19 protein-coding genes are annotated in these 19,424 nt (G+C 42.8%); 14 read left to right on the top strand and 5 right to left on the bottom strand.

The window, feature by feature from the left end; genetic code table 11:
* Window positions 1–65: 65 nt before the first annotated feature.
* From I6N95_RS20990 to I6N95_RS20975, 4 genes are read left to right on the top strand one after another with little or no spacing between them, the layout of a single operon-like run.
* A complete protein-coding gene (locus tag I6N95_RS20990; RefSeq protein WP_209531320.1) occupies window positions 66–365 on the top strand; it encodes a PTS sugar transporter subunit IIB in 300 nt (99 codons plus the stop codon).
* Window positions 366–383: 18 nt separating this feature from the next.
* Complete coding sequence (locus I6N95_RS20985) at window positions 384–1,022, top strand: 3-keto-L-gulonate-6-phosphate decarboxylase UlaD (protein WP_209531319.1); 639 nt, start codon at window positions 384–386, stop codon at window positions 1,020–1,022.
* A 5-nt stretch (window positions 1,023–1,027) separates the two neighbouring features.
* A complete protein-coding gene (locus tag I6N95_RS20980; protein WP_209531318.1) occupies window positions 1,028–1,885 on the top strand; it encodes an L-ribulose-5-phosphate 3-epimerase in 858 nt (285 codons plus the stop codon).
* The gene (locus I6N95_RS20975; protein ID WP_209531317.1) at window positions 1,878–2,588 is read left to right on the top strand and encodes an L-ribulose-5-phosphate 4-epimerase; all 711 of its coding nucleotides are present in this window, start codon (window positions 1,878–1,880) and stop codon (window positions 2,586–2,588) included. Before I6N95_RS20980 ends, I6N95_RS20975 begins: the two co-directional genes overlap by 8 nt.
* Before the next feature lie 42 nt (window positions 2,589–2,630).
* Here I6N95_RS20975 and def read toward each other — a convergent pair whose 3' ends face one another.
* From def to I6N95_RS20955, 4 genes are all read right to left on the bottom strand, one after another.
* Window positions 2,631–3,194, bottom strand: a complete 564-nt coding sequence (gene def / locus I6N95_RS20970) for a peptide deformylase (protein ID WP_209531316.1) — start codon at window positions 3,192–3,194, stop codon at window positions 2,631–2,633.
* 98 nt (window positions 3,195–3,292) lie between these two features.
* Entirely contained in the window at window positions 3,293–3,505 is a 213-nt protein-coding gene (locus I6N95_RS27910; RefSeq protein WP_488225872.1) for a hypothetical protein, read from the bottom strand.
* A 71-nt stretch (window positions 3,506–3,576) separates the two neighbouring features.
* Window positions 3,577–4,845 (bottom strand): putative ABC exporter domain-containing protein, encoded by a 1,269-nt coding sequence (locus I6N95_RS20960; RefSeq protein ID WP_209531314.1) that lies wholly within the window; start codon window positions 4,843–4,845, stop codon window positions 3,577–3,579.
* A complete protein-coding gene (locus I6N95_RS20955) occupies window positions 4,829–5,539 on the bottom strand; it encodes an ABC transporter ATP-binding protein (RefSeq protein WP_209531313.1) in 711 nt (236 codons plus the stop codon). Before I6N95_RS20955 ends, I6N95_RS20960 begins: the two co-directional genes overlap by 17 nt.
* A 305-nt stretch (window positions 5,540–5,844) precedes the next feature.
* Here I6N95_RS20955 and rpsO point away from each other — a divergent pair, with 305 nt between their 5' ends.
* From rpsO to icd, 6 genes are all read left to right on the top strand, one after another.
* A complete protein-coding gene (rpsO, locus tag I6N95_RS20950; protein ID WP_209531423.1) occupies window positions 5,845–6,114 on the top strand; it encodes a 30S ribosomal protein S15 in 270 nt (89 codons plus the stop codon).
* Window positions 6,115–6,318: 204 nt separating this feature from the next.
* Window positions 6,319–8,439: a polyribonucleotide nucleotidyltransferase gene (gene pnp / locus I6N95_RS20945; protein WP_209531312.1), complete on the top strand. Its 2,121-nt coding sequence runs from the start codon at window positions 6,319–6,321 to the stop codon at window positions 8,437–8,439.
* A 59-nt stretch (window positions 8,440–8,498) separates the two neighbouring features.
* Window positions 8,499–10,991 carry a DEAD/DEAH box helicase family protein gene (locus I6N95_RS20940; protein WP_209531311.1) on the top strand — a complete coding sequence of 831 codons (2,493 nt, stop codon included), beginning with the start codon at window positions 8,499–8,501 and terminating at the stop codon, window positions 10,989–10,991.
* Window positions 10,992–11,183: 192 nt separating this feature from the next.
* Window positions 11,184–13,883 carry an aconitate hydratase AcnA gene (gene acnA, locus I6N95_RS20935; RefSeq protein WP_209531310.1) on the top strand — a complete coding sequence of 900 codons (2,700 nt, stop codon included), beginning with the start codon at window positions 11,184–11,186 and terminating at the stop codon, window positions 13,881–13,883.
* A 143-nt stretch (window positions 13,884–14,026) separates the two neighbouring features.
* Window positions 14,027–15,166 carry a citrate synthase gene (locus I6N95_RS20930; RefSeq protein WP_209531309.1) on the top strand — a complete coding sequence of 380 codons (1,140 nt, stop codon included), beginning with the start codon at window positions 14,027–14,029 and terminating at the stop codon, window positions 15,164–15,166.
* Entirely contained in the window at window positions 15,167–16,429 is a 1,263-nt protein-coding gene (gene icd, locus I6N95_RS20925; protein ID WP_347340590.1) for an NADP-dependent isocitrate dehydrogenase, read from the top strand.
* Between the two features lie 39 nt (window positions 16,430–16,468).
* Here the strand turns inward: icd and I6N95_RS20920 are convergent, their stop codons facing one another.
* The gene (locus tag I6N95_RS20920; RefSeq protein WP_209531308.1) at window positions 16,469–17,116 is read right to left on the bottom strand and encodes a pentapeptide repeat-containing protein; all 648 of its coding nucleotides are present in this window, start codon (window positions 17,114–17,116) and stop codon (window positions 16,469–16,471) included.
* Window positions 17,117–17,287: 171 nt separating this feature from the next.
* On the opposite strand from I6N95_RS20920, the gene I6N95_RS20915 reads away from it, so the two are divergent.
* The 4 genes from I6N95_RS20915 to rplT all read left to right on the top strand — a co-directional run bounded on the left by I6N95_RS20915 (window position 17,288) and on the right by rplT (window position 19,421).
* Complete coding sequence (locus tag I6N95_RS20915; protein WP_209531307.1) at window positions 17,288–17,815, top strand: hypothetical protein; 528 nt, start codon at window positions 17,288–17,290, stop codon at window positions 17,813–17,815.
* A gap of 377 nt (window positions 17,816–18,192) precedes the next feature.
* Window positions 18,193–18,717 carry a translation initiation factor IF-3 gene (gene infC / locus I6N95_RS20910; RefSeq protein ID WP_209531306.1) on the top strand — a complete coding sequence of 175 codons (525 nt, stop codon included), beginning with the start codon at window positions 18,193–18,195 and terminating at the stop codon, window positions 18,715–18,717.
* A gap of 30 nt (window positions 18,718–18,747) precedes the next feature.
* Window positions 18,748–18,948 carry a 50S ribosomal protein L35 gene (gene rpmI, locus I6N95_RS20905; RefSeq protein WP_209531305.1) on the top strand — a complete coding sequence of 67 codons (201 nt, stop codon included), beginning with the start codon at window positions 18,748–18,750 and terminating at the stop codon, window positions 18,946–18,948.
* 113 nt (window positions 18,949–19,061) lie between these two features.
* Window positions 19,062–19,421, top strand: a complete 360-nt coding sequence (gene rplT / locus I6N95_RS20900) for a 50S ribosomal protein L20 (protein ID WP_209531304.1) — start codon at window positions 19,062–19,064, stop codon at window positions 19,419–19,421.
* Window positions 19,422–19,424: the final 3 nt, after the last annotated feature.

The raw sequence follows: 19,424 nt of genomic DNA, 5'->3' as shown, positions 1-19,424 counted from the left end.
ATGGGGTAAGCCAATGTAACGAACAACTGGATGTCTATCGAATAAAAAGTGAAAGGAAGATAAAAATGAGAGTATTAGTAGCGTGTGCCAATGGGTCAGGAACCAGTTTGATGATGAAAAAGAGTGTTGAGAAAGCTTTAAAGGAATTGGGGTTTCATATTACCAATATTCACCACTGTGCGATTTCTGAAGGGAAAAGCACTGCGACTCAGTATGATGTGGTGTTTACCCCGATGAATTTTTTGAACATGTTTGATAATGCCAAGAAAAAAGGCGTAACCATTGTGGGTGTGAAAAATGTTATGTCTTCCAAAGAAGTTGTTGAGCGGGTCAATGAAACAGATTTAGCTGAAAAGTTTAAATAGAGAAAAGAGGGATTGTGAGTGGCCAGACCTAATTTACAAGTCGCCTTGGATCACTCCGATTTGCCGAGTGCAATCGGGGATGTGGTCAAGGTTGGCGCAGAAGTCGATATTATTGAAGTGGGAACGATTCTATGCCTGCAGGTGGGAGCAGTGGCTCTTCAAAGCATGCGGGCCTTATTTCCCAATAAAGTGGTAATTGCTGATACGAAATGTGCCGATGCCGGCGGGACTGTGGCGGCTAATTGTCAGCAGGCTGGGGCCGATTGGATGACGGTTATCTGTTGTGCCACCTTACCAACCATGGTGGCAGCAGCCAAAGAGGTCAAAGAAGTTCAAGTGGAATTATATGGCGACTGGACATTTGCTCAAGCGCAATCGTGGTTAGCAGCCGGGATCACGCAAGTTATTTACCACCAGAGTAGAGATGCGCTTTTGGCTGGGGAGAGTTGGGGAGAAAAAGATCTGGCCAAGGTGAAACGACTGATTGAGATGGGCTTTAAGGTGTCGGTGACCGGCGGCTTAACGGTTGAGACCCTTCAGTTGTTTGCCGGGCTTAAGGTCTTTACCTTTATTGCCGGGAGAGGGATTACCAATGCGGCGGATCCGGCTATGGCTGCGAGAGCGTTTAAGGAGGAAATCCAGCGAATTTGGGAGTGATAGCAATGACAACGATTGGAATATACGAAAAGGCCTTGCCGAAGGACCTTAGCTGGCAACAACGGCTGGAATTGGCTCATTCTTTAGGGTTTGATTTTGTTGAAATGTCTATCGACGAAACGGATGAGCGGCTGGCCCGCTTGGATTGGACGTCAGCAGAACGATTGGCAGTTGTTCAAGGGATTCACCAGACAGGCGTCAAGATTATGTCAATTTGTTTAAGTGGCCATCGACGATTTCCCTTTGGGTCTAAGGACCCCTTAAAACGGCAAAAAGCTTTGGAAATGACAAGGAAAGCCGTTGATTTGGCGGCTGATTTAGGGGTTAGAACGGTCCAATTAGCCGGGTATGATGTTTATTATGAAGAAAAAACGGTGGCGTCTCGCAATTTTTTTATTGAAAATTTAAAAGCGGCAGTAGGGATTGCCGCCGCTAAAGGGATCACGTTGGCCATCGAAATCATGGACGATCCATTTATTAATTCCATCAGTAAGTTTTTGGCCATTAAGGAGCAAGTTCCTTCACCTTGGTTACAAGTTTACCCTGATTTAGGGAATCTATCCGCATGGCCAGAAAATGATATTGGCTTGGAGTTGGAGAAAGGGATTGAGTGCATTTCCAATGTTCATCTAAAGGATACCTTAGCTGTAAAAGGGGATTTCCCAGGCAAGTTTAAGGGAGTTCCCTTTGGTGAAGGCTGTGTTGATTTTAAAGGATGCTTAGCGACCTTAAGTCGGTTGAATTATTCAGGTGCTTTCCTGATTGAAATGTGGAGTGAAACCTCGAAGCAGCCTGAGGAGGAAATTAAAACGGCACAAGATTATTTACTCCCATTATTAAAGGAGGCGGGCTACGATGTCTAAAACAAAGGTATTAAGAGAAATGAAGGAACGGGTTTGTCAGGCTAACTTAGCTTTACCGCAAGGGGGATTAGTAAAACTAACTTGGGGGAATGTCAGCGAGGTTAACCGAGATTTACAAGTGGTCGTGATTAAACCTAGTGGGGTGGCTTATGAGCAACTACAGCCAGATCAAATGGTGGTAACCGATTTAGCTGGCCAAGTGCTGGAAGGTGACCTAAAGCCATCCTCTGATTTGGCTACACATCTTGTACTATATCGCCAATTTTCAGCGATCACCGCAGTCGTTCATACTCATTCGAAACACGGGGTCATGTGGGCCCAAGGGGGGCGTGATATTCCTCCTTATGGGACCACTCATGCCGATACCTTTTACGGCGCCGTGCCATGCACTCGTCCGTTAACCCAGTCAGAGATCACAGGGGATTATGAAACAGAAACGGGTCAGGTGATTGTGGAAACCTTTAGAGAACGACAGCTAGATCCTTTAGCTGTACCAGGCGTGATTGTTGAGGGACATGGGCCCTTTGTGTGGGGGAGGAGTGTGGCAGAAGCGGTGGAACATGGGATTATTCTTGAGGAAGTGGCTGAGATGGCAATTGGAACGGAACGGGTCACTCCAAGAGCAACCCCTATTTCCGCTGGTTTATTGGCTAAACATTACTGGCGAAAACATGGTGAAAACGCGTATTATGGGCAAAATTAGCAAAAAACAGTCTTGGGTTATCAATAACCAAGACTGCTTTTTTTATTCAATGATAATTACGTCATTCTTCACAGCATAAGGATTGCTGTCATCGATGTGGTCGAAGAACATGACGCCGTTGATGTGATCAATTTCATGTTGGATCACGATGGCTTCGTAATCTTTTAGCTTAAGCTTATGTTGTTGGCCATCCATGTCAAAGTAGGAGACGGTCACTCGTAAGTGGCGGACTACGTAACCAGGCACATCGCGGTCAACTGATAAACAGCCTTCCCCATCTTTTAAACAGGCGTCTTGAACAGAATGGCTGATAATTTTGGGGTTAACCATGACCGTGCTCAAAGAGGGGGCTGAGGCGTCAGGGTCATTGTTAGGCACATGCAAGGCGATGATGCGCTTTGACACGTTTAATTGAGGGGCAGCTAACCCGACGCCGCCTCTTAATTCATATTTTTCAGCCATTTCAGGGTCTTGGCTATTTTTTAAAAAAGTTAACATGTCGTCACCGAGTTGACGTTCTTCGTCGGTTAATGGCAAGGCCACTTCTTCAGCGACTTGTCGCAAAGTCGGATGACCTTCACGAATGATATCGTCCATTGTAATCATTAAACTTTCACTCCTTGTGCATTTTCATCACTATATTATACCACAAGGAGAATGGAAAAAGATAGATTGGCTCTTGGTTGTTTTGCTGCCAATCTGAGCTAGTCAGCCGTATAAGCATTGCCATTCATCATGTCTTGACAGAGGAAAAAGATGCCCCCTGTTAATAATAGATTGATGATTGAAATAAGTGGAACTAAGAGCGTTAAGGTCGTGCTGAGATTGCCAGTTATGGCATAACACCCAAGCGCAATTAAGGCACTGGGAATTAATGATGCGGTAATCAGTAGCATTCTCAGGGAACTTTCCATCATGATATTGCTACGGGATTTGAGTATCCGCAAAGCCACTACATTGGCTGAATGGAAGAGCGCGATCAGGGAAGCTAATAAATAAACGTCATGATAAAGGTCATAGGTGACGTCTTTAAGAACAGCGAACCAGGCAGTAAGAATAAGAAGCAAAACAACAAACTTTTACCAAAGGGAATCACTAAAATGCTGATCAATTTTTTGAAAGGATTACCAGGGATTAAGTAAAGGTAGTTGCTTTTTAGTTCTTCCGTGATGCTTGATGAACTAACGGTACTGATTAAATAGAAGACTAAAATACCTGTGTAAATATAGAAATTAGTTTTTAGCCCAAAACAGAATATCAAGCCAGTGAAGAGGGGAATGATCTCTCCCTTAGATAAAAATTGTCGTGATTTTAACAGAATTAGCCAGTTTTTAGAAAACAGGGCGCCTTCATTTTGCTGATACTTAATCGTCACCTTTTGCAGTTTTTTGGGCTGAGAATCATCTTTGCCAGCCATGGCTTTTTTATAGTAATCGGTGTAATCAATTGCATCGATCATGGCTTGCTCATAAAAGTCTCCCTTGAGATGGGTGAAGTAAAAAATAAGTAACCCGTTTGTTAAAAGTGGCAGTCCCAGGCCGGTAAATAAGCCGAGAATGTTAGGGGCAAAAGAGCTGTTAATGGCTAGTTTTGCCCAACCGATCAGGGGAACCCAGTAAAAGCTTTCGCTTGTAACAAAGGTTAACAGACCTTTTCTTACATCAAAATGGGCGACAAATAGGTTATAGGCGACAAAGGCTGCGACGACTAGTAAAAAAAGCAAGCCAAGCAGTTGGTTTCGGCGACTTTTTTGCTGATTGATGAGCTCCTTAACGTAAATAATTTGTAAAATCATCATAAAGGCATTGATCAATAAAATGGAGCTGGTGCAGGCGGTTATCAATTGTAAGAATGTCAAGCGGCCGACAGACATGAGAAAAATTACGGGGATTAGGCCGCAAAACAGACCGGTTAACACACTTTGTAAAAAACTATCGAAGGCCGCATAGCCTAAGATTTGTCGGTTGGTAAAAGGGCCGATAAACATGTAGTAAGAGTCTTCCTCAAAAAAGAGGGCCATTCGTTTTTGCAGCAAAATCATCATCACTAAACCAAAGGAAAAACCAATCACTAATAAGGTATAGACGGAAAACATATCTTCTGCTAAGAGAGCTTGCTTGCTAAACAAAACAGGTAAGATGGAAAAAGCAGCGCCGCCAACCATCAGAATCATAAAAATAGCCGAAAGAGGGCTTTTAAGTAAGTCACGAAGTTTCGCCTTTTTTTTGGTGGCATTTAATTTAATTAACTGTTTCATCTTGTCCCTCCTCGTTTAAGGTGAAAAAGAGTTCTTTGAGACTTTGGTTACCAAGAGAGGTGCGAGTGACTTCTTGTAACACCCGGCCTTTTTTCATGATGTAAGCTCGATCCCAGATGTCGTTTAGCATGTCGATAATATGAGTGCTCATCAAAATACTAACGCCTTGGTGTTTCATGCCTTCTAGGATATCCAAAGTATCTTGGATACTATTGGGATCCAGTCCCATCATCGGTTCATCGACTAGAAGAGCTTTAGGGCGAATCATCAAGGCCAGAGTCATGGATAATTTTTGCCGCATGCCCTTTGAAAGCTCTTTGGCGATGGATTGGCGTTTATCCAAGAGCTTAAAGAGGGTTAAAAATTTAGTCGCTTCTTTTTGGTAATTGGGGATGTTATAAGCATTGCCAATAAAGTCAACATGCTCATCAATTGTTAATAAATCGTAAAGAACAGGGGTTTCGGGAATGTAGCCAAAGGACTTTTTAGCTTCTACGCTCAAGTTAGGGTGTCCGCAAATTTGAATGTCACCAGTATATTTAAGCAAACCGATAATGCTTTTTATAGTAGTTGACTTGCCAGCACCATTTGCCCCGAGTAAAACCGTTATTTCACCAGGTTTGGCGATTAAATTGACCTCTGTTGCCCCGACGCCTTTACCGTAATCTTTTGTTAAGTTTTTAACCTCAATCATCTTTTTTCCTCCTTGTTAAGTCAGTCTTTCTTATGACTGACTTAATCCTAACAAAGAGGGTCAGGCAAAGGGCCTTGATTGCTTAAATGGTTCAATATTTCCCTTGAACGGTTAGCCGACGAGAGTTATTCCCCAAGTTTTCGTTTCTTTTTTTAAAGGGAGGGAGAAACTGCTTGCATTTAGGCGGGGATTCAGGTAAAGTATTACTGTACGATTATCAGATTGTGCCGCCTATTACTTGGTTCGTCGAGTCACCTACGGCCTACTCAGTTATGGGACGAATTTATCAGAAAGAGGTGGAAAAGATGGCAATGTCAAAAGAAAAGAAAAACGAAATCATTAAAGAGTATGCTCGTCACGAAGGAGATACTGGTTCTCCAGAAGTGCAAATTGCTGTATTAACTGCAGAAATCAATCACTTAAACGATCACTCTAAACTACACAAGAAAGATCACCATTCTTACCGTGGTTTAATGAAAAAAGTTGGACACCGTCGTAACTTACTAGCTTACTTACGTAACAACGATGTGGCTCGTTACCGCGAATTAATCCAACGTTTAGGATTACGTCGTTAATCAAATCGGACATATTGAAGAAAGTGAGGTTCGTTATGGATCTCGCTTTCTTTTAGTCTTAATAGTATGTAAAAAAATGAAAATTTTCGAAATCGTGTTTAGTGATACTACTATGCAAATGAGAGCTGTCAACAAGGCCGTTGTTGGGTGTTGACATTTGTTTAGTAGCCCACTCACGCTTTTCGAAAATAAAAGGAGCAAGAGATGAGTTCAGAAAAAAAAGTATTCTCGATGGACTGGGGCGGACGTCCGCTATCAGTTGAAGTTGGCCAATTAGCAAAACAAGCAAATGGCTCAGTATTTGTCCGTTATGGCGATACCGTGGTATTAAGTGCCGCTGTGGGGTCTAAAGCGCCGAAAGACGTGGATTTCTTCCCATTAACGGTTAACTATGACGAAAAAATGTATGCCGTTGGTAAAGTTCCAGGTGGTTTTATCAAACGTGAAGCACGTCCAAGTGAACGTGCAACCTTAACAGCTCGCCTAATCGACCGCCCGATTCGCCCGATGTTTGCGGAAGGTTTCCGTAACGACGTACAAATTACCAATGTGGTCATGAGTGTTGAGCAAGATTGTACCCCTGAAATGTCTGCGATGTTAGGGTCTTCATTGGCTCTATGTATCTCTGATATTCCCTTCAACGGTCCGATTGCTGGCGTTAACGTTGGCCGTGTAAACGGTGAATACATCTTAAACCCAACGATTGAACAAGCGGAATTATCTGATATTGAATTAACGGTAGCCGGAACCAAAGATGCGATTAACATGGTGGAAAGTGGCGCGAAAGAAGTCTCAGAAGAAGACATGTTAGGTGCTTTATTATTCGGTCATGCGGCAGTTAAAGAATTAGTAGCATTCCAAGAAAAAATTGCGGCGGAAGTCGGTAAAGAGAAAATGGAAATCACCTTGTTACAAGTGTCAGAAGACTTAGAGACCGAAATTAACGACGCTTATCAAGGCAAGATGGTTGCGGCGATTCAAACAGAAGAAAAATTAGCTCGCGAAGAAAACATCGACGCTCTTAAAGAAGAAATCTACGCGTTATATGAAGAAAAATTAGCAGACGATGCTGATTCAGCTAAAAAATTAAAAGAAGTCCGTCAGATTTTAGAGGACATGGAAAAGAACGAAGTCCGTCGTTTAATTACTATCGATAAAGTCCGTCCTGATGGCCGTAAAGTTGATGAAATCCGCCCATTAGACGGCGAAGTTGGCCTCTTGCCTCGTGCCCATGGTTCTGGTCTGTTCACCCGTGGTCAAACACAAGCCTTGTCAGTGGTGACACTAGCGCCTCTTGGCGAACATCAAATTATTGATGGTCTAGGGTTAGAAGACAGCAAACGATTTATCCATCATTATAATTTCCCACAATTCTCAGTCGGGTCAACGGGTCCGTCACGTGGTCCAGGTCGTCGTGAAATTGGTCACGGTGCCTTAGGTGAACGTGCTATGGCGCAAGTTATTCCATCGGAAGAGGATTTCCCATACATGATTCGTGTCGTATCTGAAGTATTAGAATCAAACGGTTCTTCTTCACAAGCGAGTATCTGTGGTGGGATCTTGGCCTTAATGGATGCTGGTGTGCCGATTAAAGCCCCAGTTGCTGGGATTGCCATGGGTCTGGTAATGGATGGCGATAATTATACAATTTTAACCGATATTCAAGGTTTAGAAGATCATTTAGGGGACATGGACTTTAAAGTTGCTGGAACTAAAGATGGGATTACCGCCTTGCAAATGGACATTAAAATTGAAGGGATCACCGAGCAAATCTTGACAGAAGCTTTAACGCAAGCCAAGAAAGCTCGGATGGAAATCTTAGAGGTCTTAACAGCGACCATTGCGGCGCCTCGTGAAGAGTTAAGCGAGTACGCACCGAAGATTGAAATGATTCAAATCAAACCTGAAAAAATCAAAGATGTTATCGGTAAAGGTGGCGACACGATTAACGGTATTATCGATGAAACAGGCGTTAAGATCGACATCGACCAAGATGGTAATGTCAGCATTGCCTCTGCCGACGCTGCGATGATTAAGAAAGCTATCCAAATCATTGAAGAGTTGACAAAAGAAGTTGTAGTCGGCGAAGTTTACTTAGGTAAAGTCGTTCGCGTTGAGAAATTTGGCGCTTTCGTTAACTTAATCAAAGGCAAAGACGCTTTAGTGCATATCTCTCAACTAGCTAACGAACGTGTGGCTAACGTGGAAGATGTGGTGAAACTAGGGGACGAAGTCTTAGTCAAAGTTACGGAAATCGATAAAATGGGACGTGTCAATGCGTCACGTAAAGCGATGTTGAAAGACGACAAAGCAGAAACAAAATAAGTTAAATTGAAAGGACGGGGAGCAGTTTTCCCTGTCCTTTTTTAAATCGAGGTGAAGCGATGAACTTATCGACAAAGGGGATTGTGTGGCGTGAGTATCAAAAGGAATTATTAGCACAATTTGACGAGTTAAAAAGGGATGGTTCGATTCACATAGTAGCCCCGCCGGGATCAGGTAAAACCTTGTTGGGCATTGAATTTGTCCGTTTGTATGGTGGTCAGGCGCTGATTTTGGTGCCTTCTTTAGCGTTGAAAAATCAGTGGGGGCAAACCATTGTCGGCTTATATGAAGACAAGAGATTGGCCCAATCAGAGGTGTCATTTACGATTGATGAGCCGTCGTTGATTACCATTGAGACTTATCAGAAGTTCTATCAGTGGGAGAAAACCCCATTGGAAGTTGAGCTATTACTTTTGGATGAGGCTCACCATTTGAAGCGTAGCTGGGCAGAGGCGGTGTTATCATTAAAAGCGCAATTGCCGACGTTGATGACAATCTCCTTAACTGCGACCCCGCCTTTTGACAGTGAGGCAGCTGATTGGGCCCGCTATCTTGAAGTGAGTGGCGCTATTGACGGGGAAATCAGTATCCCTTCTTTAGTCAAAGAAGACGTGTTAGCACCACATCAAGATTTTGTTTATTTAATTCCTGGAACAACAGAGATGCAAGCCTCTTATGTCGAGCATGAAAGAAGTCAAGAGGCGTTGTTTCAATTGATTTTAGAAGACGATGAGTTACGGGATTATTTAATTAACTGTCAGTTTATTCAAGCACCATTAGAAGCATTGGCGACCATTTATGAGTCATTTGCGGTCTATCAAAGTGCGCTTCTTTATTTGTGGCATCGCAATTATGACTTAGGTGAAGCCCATTGGCAACTGTTGGGCGTATCGAAAAAACAAGGCGAAGCCATTGGCGTGCCGCCTGTTACCACGAAAGATTTAGAAGTGATTGCCAATTACGTGGCAAAGCAAGTGCCTGAGTTGGCAATCAGTCAGTTAGTGAATCAAAAACGATTAGGACAAGAGCACTGGGTCAATTTATTTGCCGCCTTCCCTCTAAGTCCTCAACAAAATCCTCTGGGGAAAAAACAAGGGATTCGCCAGATTATAATGCGTGAGGCCAACCAGCTGCAAGCTGATTTATCGGCAGTCATCCTGGTTGATTTTATTAAAGCGGAAGGGATTACAGGCGATTCACCAAGCTTTGGTCTATTTCCACTATTTAATTACTTAAGTGAATTATGTTATGAGGAAGACCTAGAATTAGCCGCGATTTGTGGAGATTGGCTTGTTGTGTCGAAGCCGCTTTATGAAGAAAGATTCGCCGATCTGGAAGGGGATCGTTATCCTAATAATCAGGATTATGTATTGTTACCGATTAAAGAGAAGCGTTCACATATTTTAGAAGATGTGACAGCTTTAGTCAATCAAAAGAAAATTCAAGTGTTAATCGGCACAGTAGCACTTCTTGGAGAAGGCTGGGATTGCCCAGCAGTTAATTGTTTAATTTTGGGCAATCAAGGTCATGGTTTTGTTCAAACCCAACAATTAAGAGGACGCAGTTTACGAAAAGCAGCTGGGAAAGAAGCGTCAACGATTTGGCATTTAGGGATGGTTTTAGTGGAAGTCGAGGCTGAAAAGCAAGTAGGCCTAAAGCGCTTGTCAAAACGTTTGGCCCATATTGCGGGCATTACCTTTGAACAAGATGGGGTGATTGAAACAGGCGCGGAACGATTTGAGTTTCCCCTTGACTATCAAGCGCAGACCATTGAAAATTACAATGAGAAAATGCTTTTTTGGAGTAGTCAAAAAGCCGAGTTAAGTGCCCAATGGCAAAAAGCTTTAGGCAAAGGAAGTCACTTGCGACAGGTTGTGATGACGCGTTTTGAAGGCAAGCCTAAAAGCCTAAAGAAAAAGCGCACTTTTCAGAAAGATGCCCGTTTCTCAGTAGTGGCGACCTTCGCCTTAGTCGCTTTACCGGTAAGTTTTTTGGTGATTTCACCTTTAGCGGCATTAGGCGGCGCTGTTGTCAGTAGTGCTCTAGGGGGCGCCTTGGCACAAAGGGAGAAAATTCAGCAACGGTGGAGTCGATTCCAAGCTGAGAGAGAGTGGCAAAAGACCATTAAAACATGGCACTTAGGAGCAAAGAGCGTTTATGATACGTTAGTTGACCTGCATCTTGTCACATCATCTGCTAAAGTGAAGGTAGTTAGTACCTCCCAGGAAATTAGTTGCACATTGGAAGGCGGCTTAAAAAAAGAAGAAGCACTCTTTAATCGTGGCGTGGAAGAATTGTTCCAAGAGCTGGCCATGCCTCGCTATTTGTTGCATGATGATCAGCAGTGTTGGCCAGTTCCAGCAATTTTTGGACAAAATAAACAAGCGGCTCAGGTCTTTATGGCGAATTGGCAAAAACAGTTTAAGCAAAAGGTCACCCTTAGTTATACCAAAAGTCAGCAAGGAAGACGCTTATTGATTCAACATAAACTAAAAGCCTTAACAAACGGCCAAACAAGTGAGATCATTCGCAAGGACTTATGGTCAAATTAAGGCGCAAAGAAGCAAAGTCAAGGTACTTTTGCTTCTTTTTTTTAACCTTCCTTTATGAGTAAATGGAAAGAAAAGTGAGGAAACGATTAATTTACAATTAGAAGGAAAGAGTGTATACTAAGCCTATTAGACGTAAATTAGACGATAACAATCGAGGCACAGCCTAACTTTCGAAAGGAGTAGTGAAAAGAAATGAAAACATTTCGTGAAAAAAGTCAAAAGGGGATTATCATTAATCAACAACCTTATACTTATTTCCATTTAGCAACGGTTGCTGATGAACTTGGTGTTTCTTTAGACAACGTACCGTACACGATTCGCATTTTATTGGAGTCATTACTTCGTCAAGAAGATCAAATTGATATTACGGAAGAACACATTCGCTCCTTAGCACATTGGAACCCGAGTCAAAGCAGCGGGGAAATCCCTTTTAAACCATCACGGGTTATTTTACAAGATTTTACAGGTGTACCAGCAGTCGTGGATTTAGCGTCAATGAGGGAAGCCGTGGTAAAACTGGGAGGAAAAGCAGAACAAATTAACCCTGAGATTCCCGTTGATTTAGTCATCGATCACTCCGTTCAAGTGGACCGATATGGCAGCCCAGAAGCTTTGGAAGCCAATATGAAAATTGAGTTTGAACGCAACAAAGAGCGCTATGAATTTTTGAAATGGGCGCAACATGCCTTTGACAACTACAAAGTAGTACCGCCAGCTACCGGAATTGTTCACCAAGTTAACATTGAATACTTGTCAGATGTGGTTTTGACGAAGGAAGTGGCCGGTGAAAAGCTGGTCTATCCTGATAGCTTAGTGGGAACTGATTCTCACACGACGATGATCAATGGCTTAGGGGTGCTTGGCTGGGGCGTTGGTGGTATCGAAGCTGAGGCCAGCATGCTTGGCGAACCTTCATACTTTCCAACACCAGAAGTCATTGGCGTCCGTTTAACGAATCGCTTGCAACTAGGGGCAACGGCTACTGACTTAGCCTTAAAGGTCACGCAAGTCTTGCGCCAAGCCAATGTCGTCGGCAAGTTTGTCGAGTTTTTTGGAACAGGCATTCAAGAGTTGACCTTAGCCGACCGGGCAACCATTGCCAATATGGCACCAGAATACGGGGCGACCTGTGGCTTTTTCCCAGTGGATCAAGAGACCTTAAACTACATGAGTTTAACAGGTCGTTCACCTGAACTGATTGAATTAACTGAGACCTATTTAAAAGCCAATTCGCTATTTTATGATGTGACCGTTGAAGCGGACTATACAACAGTGATTGAGCTTGATTTAAGTCAAGTCGAATCCAATTTAGCCGGACCAAAACGCCCGCAAGATTTAATTCCCCTATCAGATATGAAGGAAAGCTTCAAAACTGCTGTTACCGCACCAGAAGGCAACCAAGGATTTGGCTTAGCTCAGGCGGAACTAGACAAACGAGTTGACTTAACAGTTGAAGGCGCAGCTACCACCTTGGGAACTGGTGATGTTACGATTGCCGCCATTACCAGTTGTACCAACACCTCCAATCCGTTTGTGATGCTCTCGGCCGGTTTATTAGCACGAAATGCCGTTAAACGTGGGTTGACAGTAGGGCCTACGGTTAAAACATCATTGGCACCAGGGTCAAAGGTTGTGACAGGTTATTTAAATGATGCCGGTTTGTTACCAGATTTGGCTAAATTAGGCTTTGATGTCGTCGGTTATGGCTGTACAACCTGTATCGGAAATTCCGGTCCCTTTAAACAAGAGATTTCAGACGCCATTACGGAAAATGATTTATTGGTCGGGTCGGTCTTAAGTGGAAACCGTAACTTTGAAGGACGGATTCATCCTTTAGTTAAAGCTAATTATTTAGCGTCACCTCCATTAGTAGTGGCTTACGCGTTAGCAGGAAATGTAATGGTTGACTTAGTCAACGAACCTCTTGGTGTTGACAAAGAAGGGCAAGCAGTTTTCTTGAAAGACATTTGGCCAGAAGACGATGAAGTCAAAGCTTACATCCAAAAATACGTGACACCAGAGCTATTCAAAGAGTATTACGCAGGGGTCTTTAGTTCAAATGATGAATGGAACGCCATTGAAACGACCACTGAGGCGAATTATGCTTGGCAAGAAGACTCTACTTATATTGCCAATCCGCCATTTTTCGCAGAAATGAGCGAATCAGCTGGGGAGTTAGAAGCATTGGAAGGTTTGCGGGTTTTAGCCAAATTTGGTGATTCCGTGACGACCGATCATATTTCACCGGCTGGCGCCATTGCCATGCGCTCACCGGCGGGCAGTTATTTACAAGAAGAAGGGGTGGCTCCAAAGGACTTTAATTCTTATGGTTCACGCCGTGGCAATCATGAAGTGATGATGCGAGGCACTTTTGGCAATATTCGCATCCGTAATCAAATTGCTGCAGGAACTGAAGGTGGCTATACGACATTCTGGCCGACAGGTGAGGTCCAATCGATTTATGAGGCAGCCATGAACTATCAAGCACAAAAAATCGGTTCCGTGGTTTTTGCCGGCAATGACTACGGCATGGGATCATCCCGTGACTGGGCTGCTAAAGGAGCTCGTCTGTTAGGAGTTAAAGCAGTCATCGCTAAGAGCTACGAGCGGATTCACCGTTCTAACTTAGTCATGATGGGCGTCTTGCCACTCCAATTCCAACCAGGCGAAGATGCCGATAGCCTAGGCTTAACGGGCTCGGAAACCATCGTCATCGACTTGCCAAAAGATGCGGGAATCAAAGAGTTAGTCACGGTCAGAGCAACAGACGACCGTGGCAATGTTACAGAATTTAAAGCAGTGGTGCGCTTTGACGCAGAGGCAGATATTCGCTATTACAAACATCAAGGAATTTTGCCAATGGTCATCCGCAAAAAAATGCAAACCACCTAAGAACAAATTAGCAGAGAACAGTTGACCAAATGAAGGGTTGATTTACTGTAGTGATCCAATAGCATATCACGATTGATCGGTGACCATGGTTGTAGTAGCAACTTTGGTCACCACACCTATATACAGGAAAAGAGGTAATACGGATGGAAATCAAAGGTGGGTTACAAGATACCATTGCGTGTGACACGCGAATTAGTTCAATCATCGATGAAACGTTGTCCTATGCGGGCTATACGATTAAGGAGTTAGTTGATAATGAGGCCTCATTTGAGGAAGTCATCTTTTTACTGTGGCATCTACGTTTACCAACGGCAGCTGAATTAGCGGATTTCTCAGCTGATTTAAGGAGCCATATGGCCATTGATGCAGCTGTGGAAACTTGTTTACGAATTCAATGTCGCGAGAATTTACACCCGATGAGTGTCTTACGGAGCACTGTTTCCTTACTCGGGGTGTTTGATAAAGATGCAGAGTTAACAGATAACGCCAGTACCTATTTGCAAAACATTAAGCTACAAGCCAAAATGCCGACAATTGTCGCCGCTTTTTCACGCTTGCGTCAAGGCTTAGACCCAATTCCACCGCGACATGATCTCTCCTTTACGGCAAACTTTTTGTACATGCTAGACGGCCATGAACCGACGGAGACAGAGATTAAAATATTGGATATGGCTTTAGTCTTACATGCAGATCACGAATTAAACGCCTCAACCTTTGCTGCACGGGTATGTGCCTCCACGTTGACCGACGTTTATTCGACGATTACCACGGCCATCGGCACCTTAAAAGGATCGCTTCACGGAGGCGCTAACGAACGGGTTTTTGAAATGTTAGTTGCTATTGATGAACATGGCAATGCGGAAGAATATTTACAAGCCAAACTAGATTCAAAAGAAAAAATCATGGGCTTTGGTCACCGGGTATACACCACTGTTGACCCTCGTCAACAGTATTTGAAAGCCATGGCCAAAGAGTTAACAGAAGGCACTGATAAAGCCAAGTGGTACAACATATCGGTAGAAGTTGAGACGTTTATTCGTGAAAAAAAGGGGCTAATCCCCAATGTCGATTTCTATTCCGCAACCGTCTACCACTGTTTGGGAATTGATTCCGATCTCTTTACGATGATTTTCGCCATGAGCCGCGTCTCAGGCTGGTTAGCTCATACCTATGAACAAAAAAACAACAGCCGTTTAATGCGTCCACGCTCTAATTACGTTGGCGAACTCGGTTTAGTATATGTGCCAATAGAAGCACGACAAGACACTCGGGAGGTAATATAAGTGACAGATAAAATAACAATGGTGAACGGCAGCGTCATCACACCAGATAAACCAGTGATTCCTTTTATTGAAGGAGATGGCATTGGACCAGATATTTGGCAAGCGTCACAACGGGTATTTGACGCCGCCATTGAAAAAGCTTATGGTGGCCAGCGTCAAGTTGAGTGGTTAGAGGTCCTAGCAGGAGAAAAAGCCTTTAAAGCGACGGGCGAATGGCTACCTCAAGCGACCTTAGACACAATTTCTGAATATTTAATCGCCATTAAAGGGCCTTTGACAACACCCATCGGCGGCGGCATTCGGTCATTGAACGTGGCATTGCGCCAAGAGCTTGATTTATATGTGTGTCTGCGACCTGTTCGTTATTTTAACGGCGTGCCTTCGCCAGTGAAACATCCTGAAAAAACGGATATGGTTATCTTTCGTGAAAACACGGAAGATATCTATGCTGGGATTGAATTTGCTGAAGGCAGTCCAGAAGCCGCTAAACTGATCGCCTTTCTCCAAAATGAGCTAGGTGTTACCAGCATTCGTTTCCCTGAAACCAGTGGGATTGGCGTTAAACCAATTTCCAAAGAAGGGACCGAACGCTTGGTTCGCTCCGCCATCGAATACGCCATTGAACATCAAAAAAGCTCTGTGACACTGGTCCATAAGGGCAATATTATGAAATATACTGAAGGTGCTTTTAAAAACTGGGGTTATCAGTTAGCCGAAAGTGAATTTGCAGATCAAGTCTTTACATGGAATCAGTATGATCAACTTAAAGAAACAAAGGGTGTTGAAGCCGCTAATGAAGCCCAAGCTGCAGCAGAAGCTGCTGGCAAAATTATTATTAAAGATTCAATTGCTGATATTTTCTTGCAACAAATTTTAACCCGTCCCGCTGAGTTTGACGTGGTTGCAACCATGAACTTAAATGGCGACTATATTTCAGATGCCTTGGCAGCTCAAGTTGGCGGTATTGGCATTGCGCCAGGAGCTAACATCAATTATCAGACAGGTCACGCCATTTTTGAAGCCACTCACGGCACCGCGCCTAAGTACGCTGGTCAAGACAAAGTCAATCCTTCATCTGTGATCTTATCAGGTACCTTGATGTTAGAGCACATTGGCTGGCAAGAAGCTGCTGATTTGATTGTTAACTCTTTAGAGAAAACCATTGAAAACAAAACCGTCACTTACGATTTTGCCCGTCTAATGGATGGAGCAGAAAAAGTGAGTTGCTCAGGATTTGCCGACTTACTGATAGCGAATATGTAAAAAAACTGCGACTGTTCTTTGACAGTCGCAGTTTTTCTATTAAAAAGGTTCATCGATGATCAGGCCAAATCCTAAGGCGATGACGATGGCTTGCTCCTGATTGACCACTAACCCCCTAATAAGCTCTTGGGATAAGGCGATTTTATCAAAGTGACAAGTCGCTAAATTAAGTCCGGCCAACTCAGTATTGAACCAACTGGAGCCAGTTAACCCGCAGTTTGTCAGCTGGAGATGCTGCCAGCGTAGCTCGTGCAAATCACTGTCTTTCAGGGAGCATTCCTGGAAATGAACGATCTTTAGATTGCTGTAGCTATAGGAAGAAAAATCGTTGACACATTCGATAAATTGACAATCCTTTAGTAAGGACTCAGCGAAGTTTGTACCAGTGAGCTTACAATTTTTAAAAATAACTCGGTGGAACGAACCGCCGATCATCACAGCATTTGAAAAATCACAATGCTCAAAGATGACATCTTGGGCTTCAAAGCTGGTTAGTTGGCACCCGCTAAAATTGGTTTTGCTAATCTGACAAGCTTGGAAGCCAGTAGCGCCCACTTCTTCATCAGAAAAATCCTGTTCCAAGATCAGTTGATTGACGATTAGTTCTTCTGTTTGTAAATAGCCAGAAAAGGGGCTTAAATTAGCCGCTGACAGCTTTGGTTGAATCGGTTTTTTTATTTTACTCATATGACACCTCACATTAAACTGATGAAAAAATTAACGAATCATGACTAGCTTAAGTTTACCATAGCTGGTTAAAAAAAAGCACAAATTTTCAGTCTTTTTGATGGCAACGCTACTGTTCTCTAATGTTAAATGATATACTACAATTATCAAATTAAAGTAGGTGAGGAAGCGATGAACAACAAAAAATTGAAGTTACTAGAGCGGAAATATTTTAGTTTGAAGCTGAATCAGTTGATTAGTGAGGAAATGGTTTTAGAGAATGACTACCATCAAGAGGTCATTTCTTTCTTAAATAATTGTTTAATTCAGGCAAATGAAAGTGAATTTGTTGGGTTTACGAATAAGGCTGTCATAAAAACGATTCTCTTGGATAAGTTTCCCTTTCAGTTTTTCTTTCAGTCTGATGTTGGATCGCAAATCTATGTCTCTTTATTGTCGTATTATGACTTTCTGTACACGGAAAAGCTGTTGACTAAAGAAGAATATGTGGAGATGTTGTTGTTTTTCCAAGGGAACATGTATCCTTTCTTCCAAAAATTGGCGTGGGTCTCTCAAAGTCTTGACGATGAGTTTCCAGAAGTGTTTGAAGAGCTTAATCTAGACGAAAATGATCCGTTGAATCCCGCTAAACGAGTGTCAAAAAATAATGTGATAAAGCTCTCAGAGGTCAGTCATTTGCGTCCAAATCCTAAGGAATAACTGCTATCTAGTTCCCATTAAATAATCATCCTTTCCCGTTAAACTTTCAGCCAGAAAAAAGCTGAAAGTACCACTCTTGGCGGATGATTATGCGCATTATCCCATGGAACTATATGTTTGATTATTTAACAGGATGTATATATTTAAAACGTTAATCTTTTTAAGAAAGGCTTGACTTATTTTTAAAACCTTGTTATACTAATAAAGTTGAGAATTAAGCAGAAGCACCCGCTTCTCGCCTTAGCAGACCATGTCTCTGGGCTAGATAGTTTTTTACAAATATAGCGTGGCTATTTTTGTGAAATTTTTGCGGGGTCTTTAAATCAAAAGACTCTTTTTTTCTGCCTTAAAACTCGTAAATAATTACAGAGAGGTGAATGACCATAGCAAAGGATATGATGGTAAACGACGGTATTCGTGCACGTGAACTACGATTAATCTCAGAAACAGGCGAGCAGTTAGGCGTTAAAACTAAGGCGGAAGCTTTGAAAATCGCCGAAGACGCCCAGTTGGATTTGGTAGTGGTTGCCCCAACAGCGAAGCCACCAGTAGCCCGTATTATGGACTACGGAAAGCATCGTTTTGAGCAACAAAAGAAAACTCGTGAAGCTCGCAAGAATCAAAAAGTGATCAGTGTTAAAGAGGTAAGATTAAGTCCAACAATTGACGATAACGATTTTAATACAAAATTGCGTCATGCACGGAAGTTTCTTGAAAAAGGTGACAAAGTTAAAGCGTCAATCCGCTTCAGAGGCCGGGCAATTACTCATAAACAAATTGGTCAGGATGTCTTGATGAGATTTGCAGATGAAACAAAAGATATCGCTGATATCGAGCAACGTCCTAAAATGGACGGTAGAAGCATGTTTCTAATGTTAGCACCAAAAAACGATAGTAAGTAACAAGCAAGATGATCTGAGGAGGAAATTAAGATGCCAAAACAAAAAACACACCGCGGACTAGCTAAACGTGTCAAACGTACAGGTGGTGGCGGATTAAAACGATACCGCGCATTTACAAGTCACCGTTTCCACGGAAAAACTAAGAAACAACGTCGTCAATTACGTCGACCAAGCATGGTTTCAAAAGGCGATTACAAACGCGTACGCCAAATGTTAGCTTACTTGAAATAAGCAAGCCACATCAATTGAAATCGATTCTCGCTGCAACGTGAGACAACGTTATAATTAGAACATTTCGTAGGAAGACTCCGAAATGATGAACAGAACTCAAGGAGGAATTTATCATGGCACGTGTTAAAGGTGGTTCAACAACCCGTCAACGTCGTAAAAAGGTGCTGAAGTTAGCGAAAGGCTACTACGGCTCAAAACATACATTATTCAAAACAGCAAAAGAACAAGTGATGAAATCTTACAGCTACGCTTACAGAGATCGTCGCCAAAAGAAACGTGATTTCCGTAAATTATGGATTGCACGGATCAACGCTGCTGCTCGTATGAACGGCTTAAACTACAGCAAAATGATGCACGGTTTGAAATTAGCTGAAATCGACATCAACCGCAAAATGTTATCAGAATTAGCAATTAGCGACGCTCCTGCATTTACTGCATTAGCTGACCAAGCTAAAGATGCATTAGCTAAATAATTA

It is taken from the genome of Vagococcus allomyrinae (assembly GCF_017829975.1).
Taxonomy (GTDB): Bacteria; Bacillota; Bacilli; order Lactobacillales; family Vagococcaceae; genus Vagococcus_D; species Vagococcus_D allomyrinae.
This window is presented reverse-complemented; position numbering and strand designations above follow the sequence as displayed.

What these genes read in the sequence shown, in the direction of transcription:
- infC (WP_209531306.1), top strand. Translation starts at nt 18,193, where the DNA reads ATGACCATAGCAAAGGATATGATGGTAAACGACGGTATTCGTGCACGT.
- I6N95_RS20990 (WP_209531320.1), top strand. Translation starts at nt 66, where the DNA reads ATGAGAGTATTAGTAGCGTGTGCCAATGGGTCAGGAACCAGTTTGATG.
- I6N95_RS20915 (WP_209531307.1), top strand. Translation starts at nt 17,288, where the DNA reads ATGAACAACAAAAAATTGAAGTTACTAGAGCGGAAATATTTTAGTTTG.
- I6N95_RS20975 (WP_209531317.1), top strand. Translation starts at nt 1,878, where the DNA reads ATGTCTAAAACAAAGGTATTAAGAGAAATGAAGGAACGGGTTTGTCAG.
- pnp (WP_209531312.1), top strand. Translation starts at nt 6,319, where the DNA reads ATGAGTTCAGAAAAAAAAGTATTCTCGATGGACTGGGGCGGACGTCCG.
- I6N95_RS20955 (WP_209531313.1), bottom strand. Translation starts at nt 5,539, where the DNA reads ATGATTGAGGTTAAAAACTTAACAAAAGATTACGGTAAAGGCGTCGGG.
- acnA (WP_209531310.1), top strand. Translation starts at nt 11,184, where the DNA reads ATGAAAACATTTCGTGAAAAAAGTCAAAAGGGGATTATCATTAATCAA.
- rplT (WP_209531304.1), top strand. Translation starts at nt 19,062, where the DNA reads ATGGCACGTGTTAAAGGTGGTTCAACAACCCGTCAACGTCGTAAAAAG.
- I6N95_RS27910 (WP_488225872.1), bottom strand. Translation starts at nt 3,505, where the DNA reads ATGATGGAAAGTTCCCTGAGAATGCTACTGATTACCGCATCATTAATT.
- def (WP_209531316.1), bottom strand. Translation starts at nt 3,194, where the DNA reads ATGATTACAATGGACGATATCATTCGTGAAGGTCATCCGACTTTGCGA.
- rpmI (WP_209531305.1), top strand. Translation starts at nt 18,748, where the DNA reads ATGCCAAAACAAAAAACACACCGCGGACTAGCTAAACGTGTCAAACGT.
- I6N95_RS20960 (WP_209531314.1), bottom strand. Translation starts at nt 4,845, where the DNA reads ATGAAACAGTTAATTAAATTAAATGCCACCAAAAAAAAGGCGAAACTT.
- I6N95_RS20920 (WP_209531308.1), bottom strand. Translation starts at nt 17,116, where the DNA reads ATGAGTAAAATAAAAAAACCGATTCAACCAAAGCTGTCAGCGGCTAAT.
- I6N95_RS20940 (WP_209531311.1), top strand. Translation starts at nt 8,499, where the DNA reads ATGAACTTATCGACAAAGGGGATTGTGTGGCGTGAGTATCAAAAGGAA.
- I6N95_RS20980 (WP_209531318.1), top strand. Translation starts at nt 1,028, where the DNA reads ATGACAACGATTGGAATATACGAAAAGGCCTTGCCGAAGGACCTTAGC.
- I6N95_RS20930 (WP_209531309.1), top strand. Translation starts at nt 14,027, where the DNA reads ATGGAAATCAAAGGTGGGTTACAAGATACCATTGCGTGTGACACGCGA.
- rpsO (WP_209531423.1), top strand. Translation starts at nt 5,845, where the DNA reads ATGGCAATGTCAAAAGAAAAGAAAAACGAAATCATTAAAGAGTATGCT.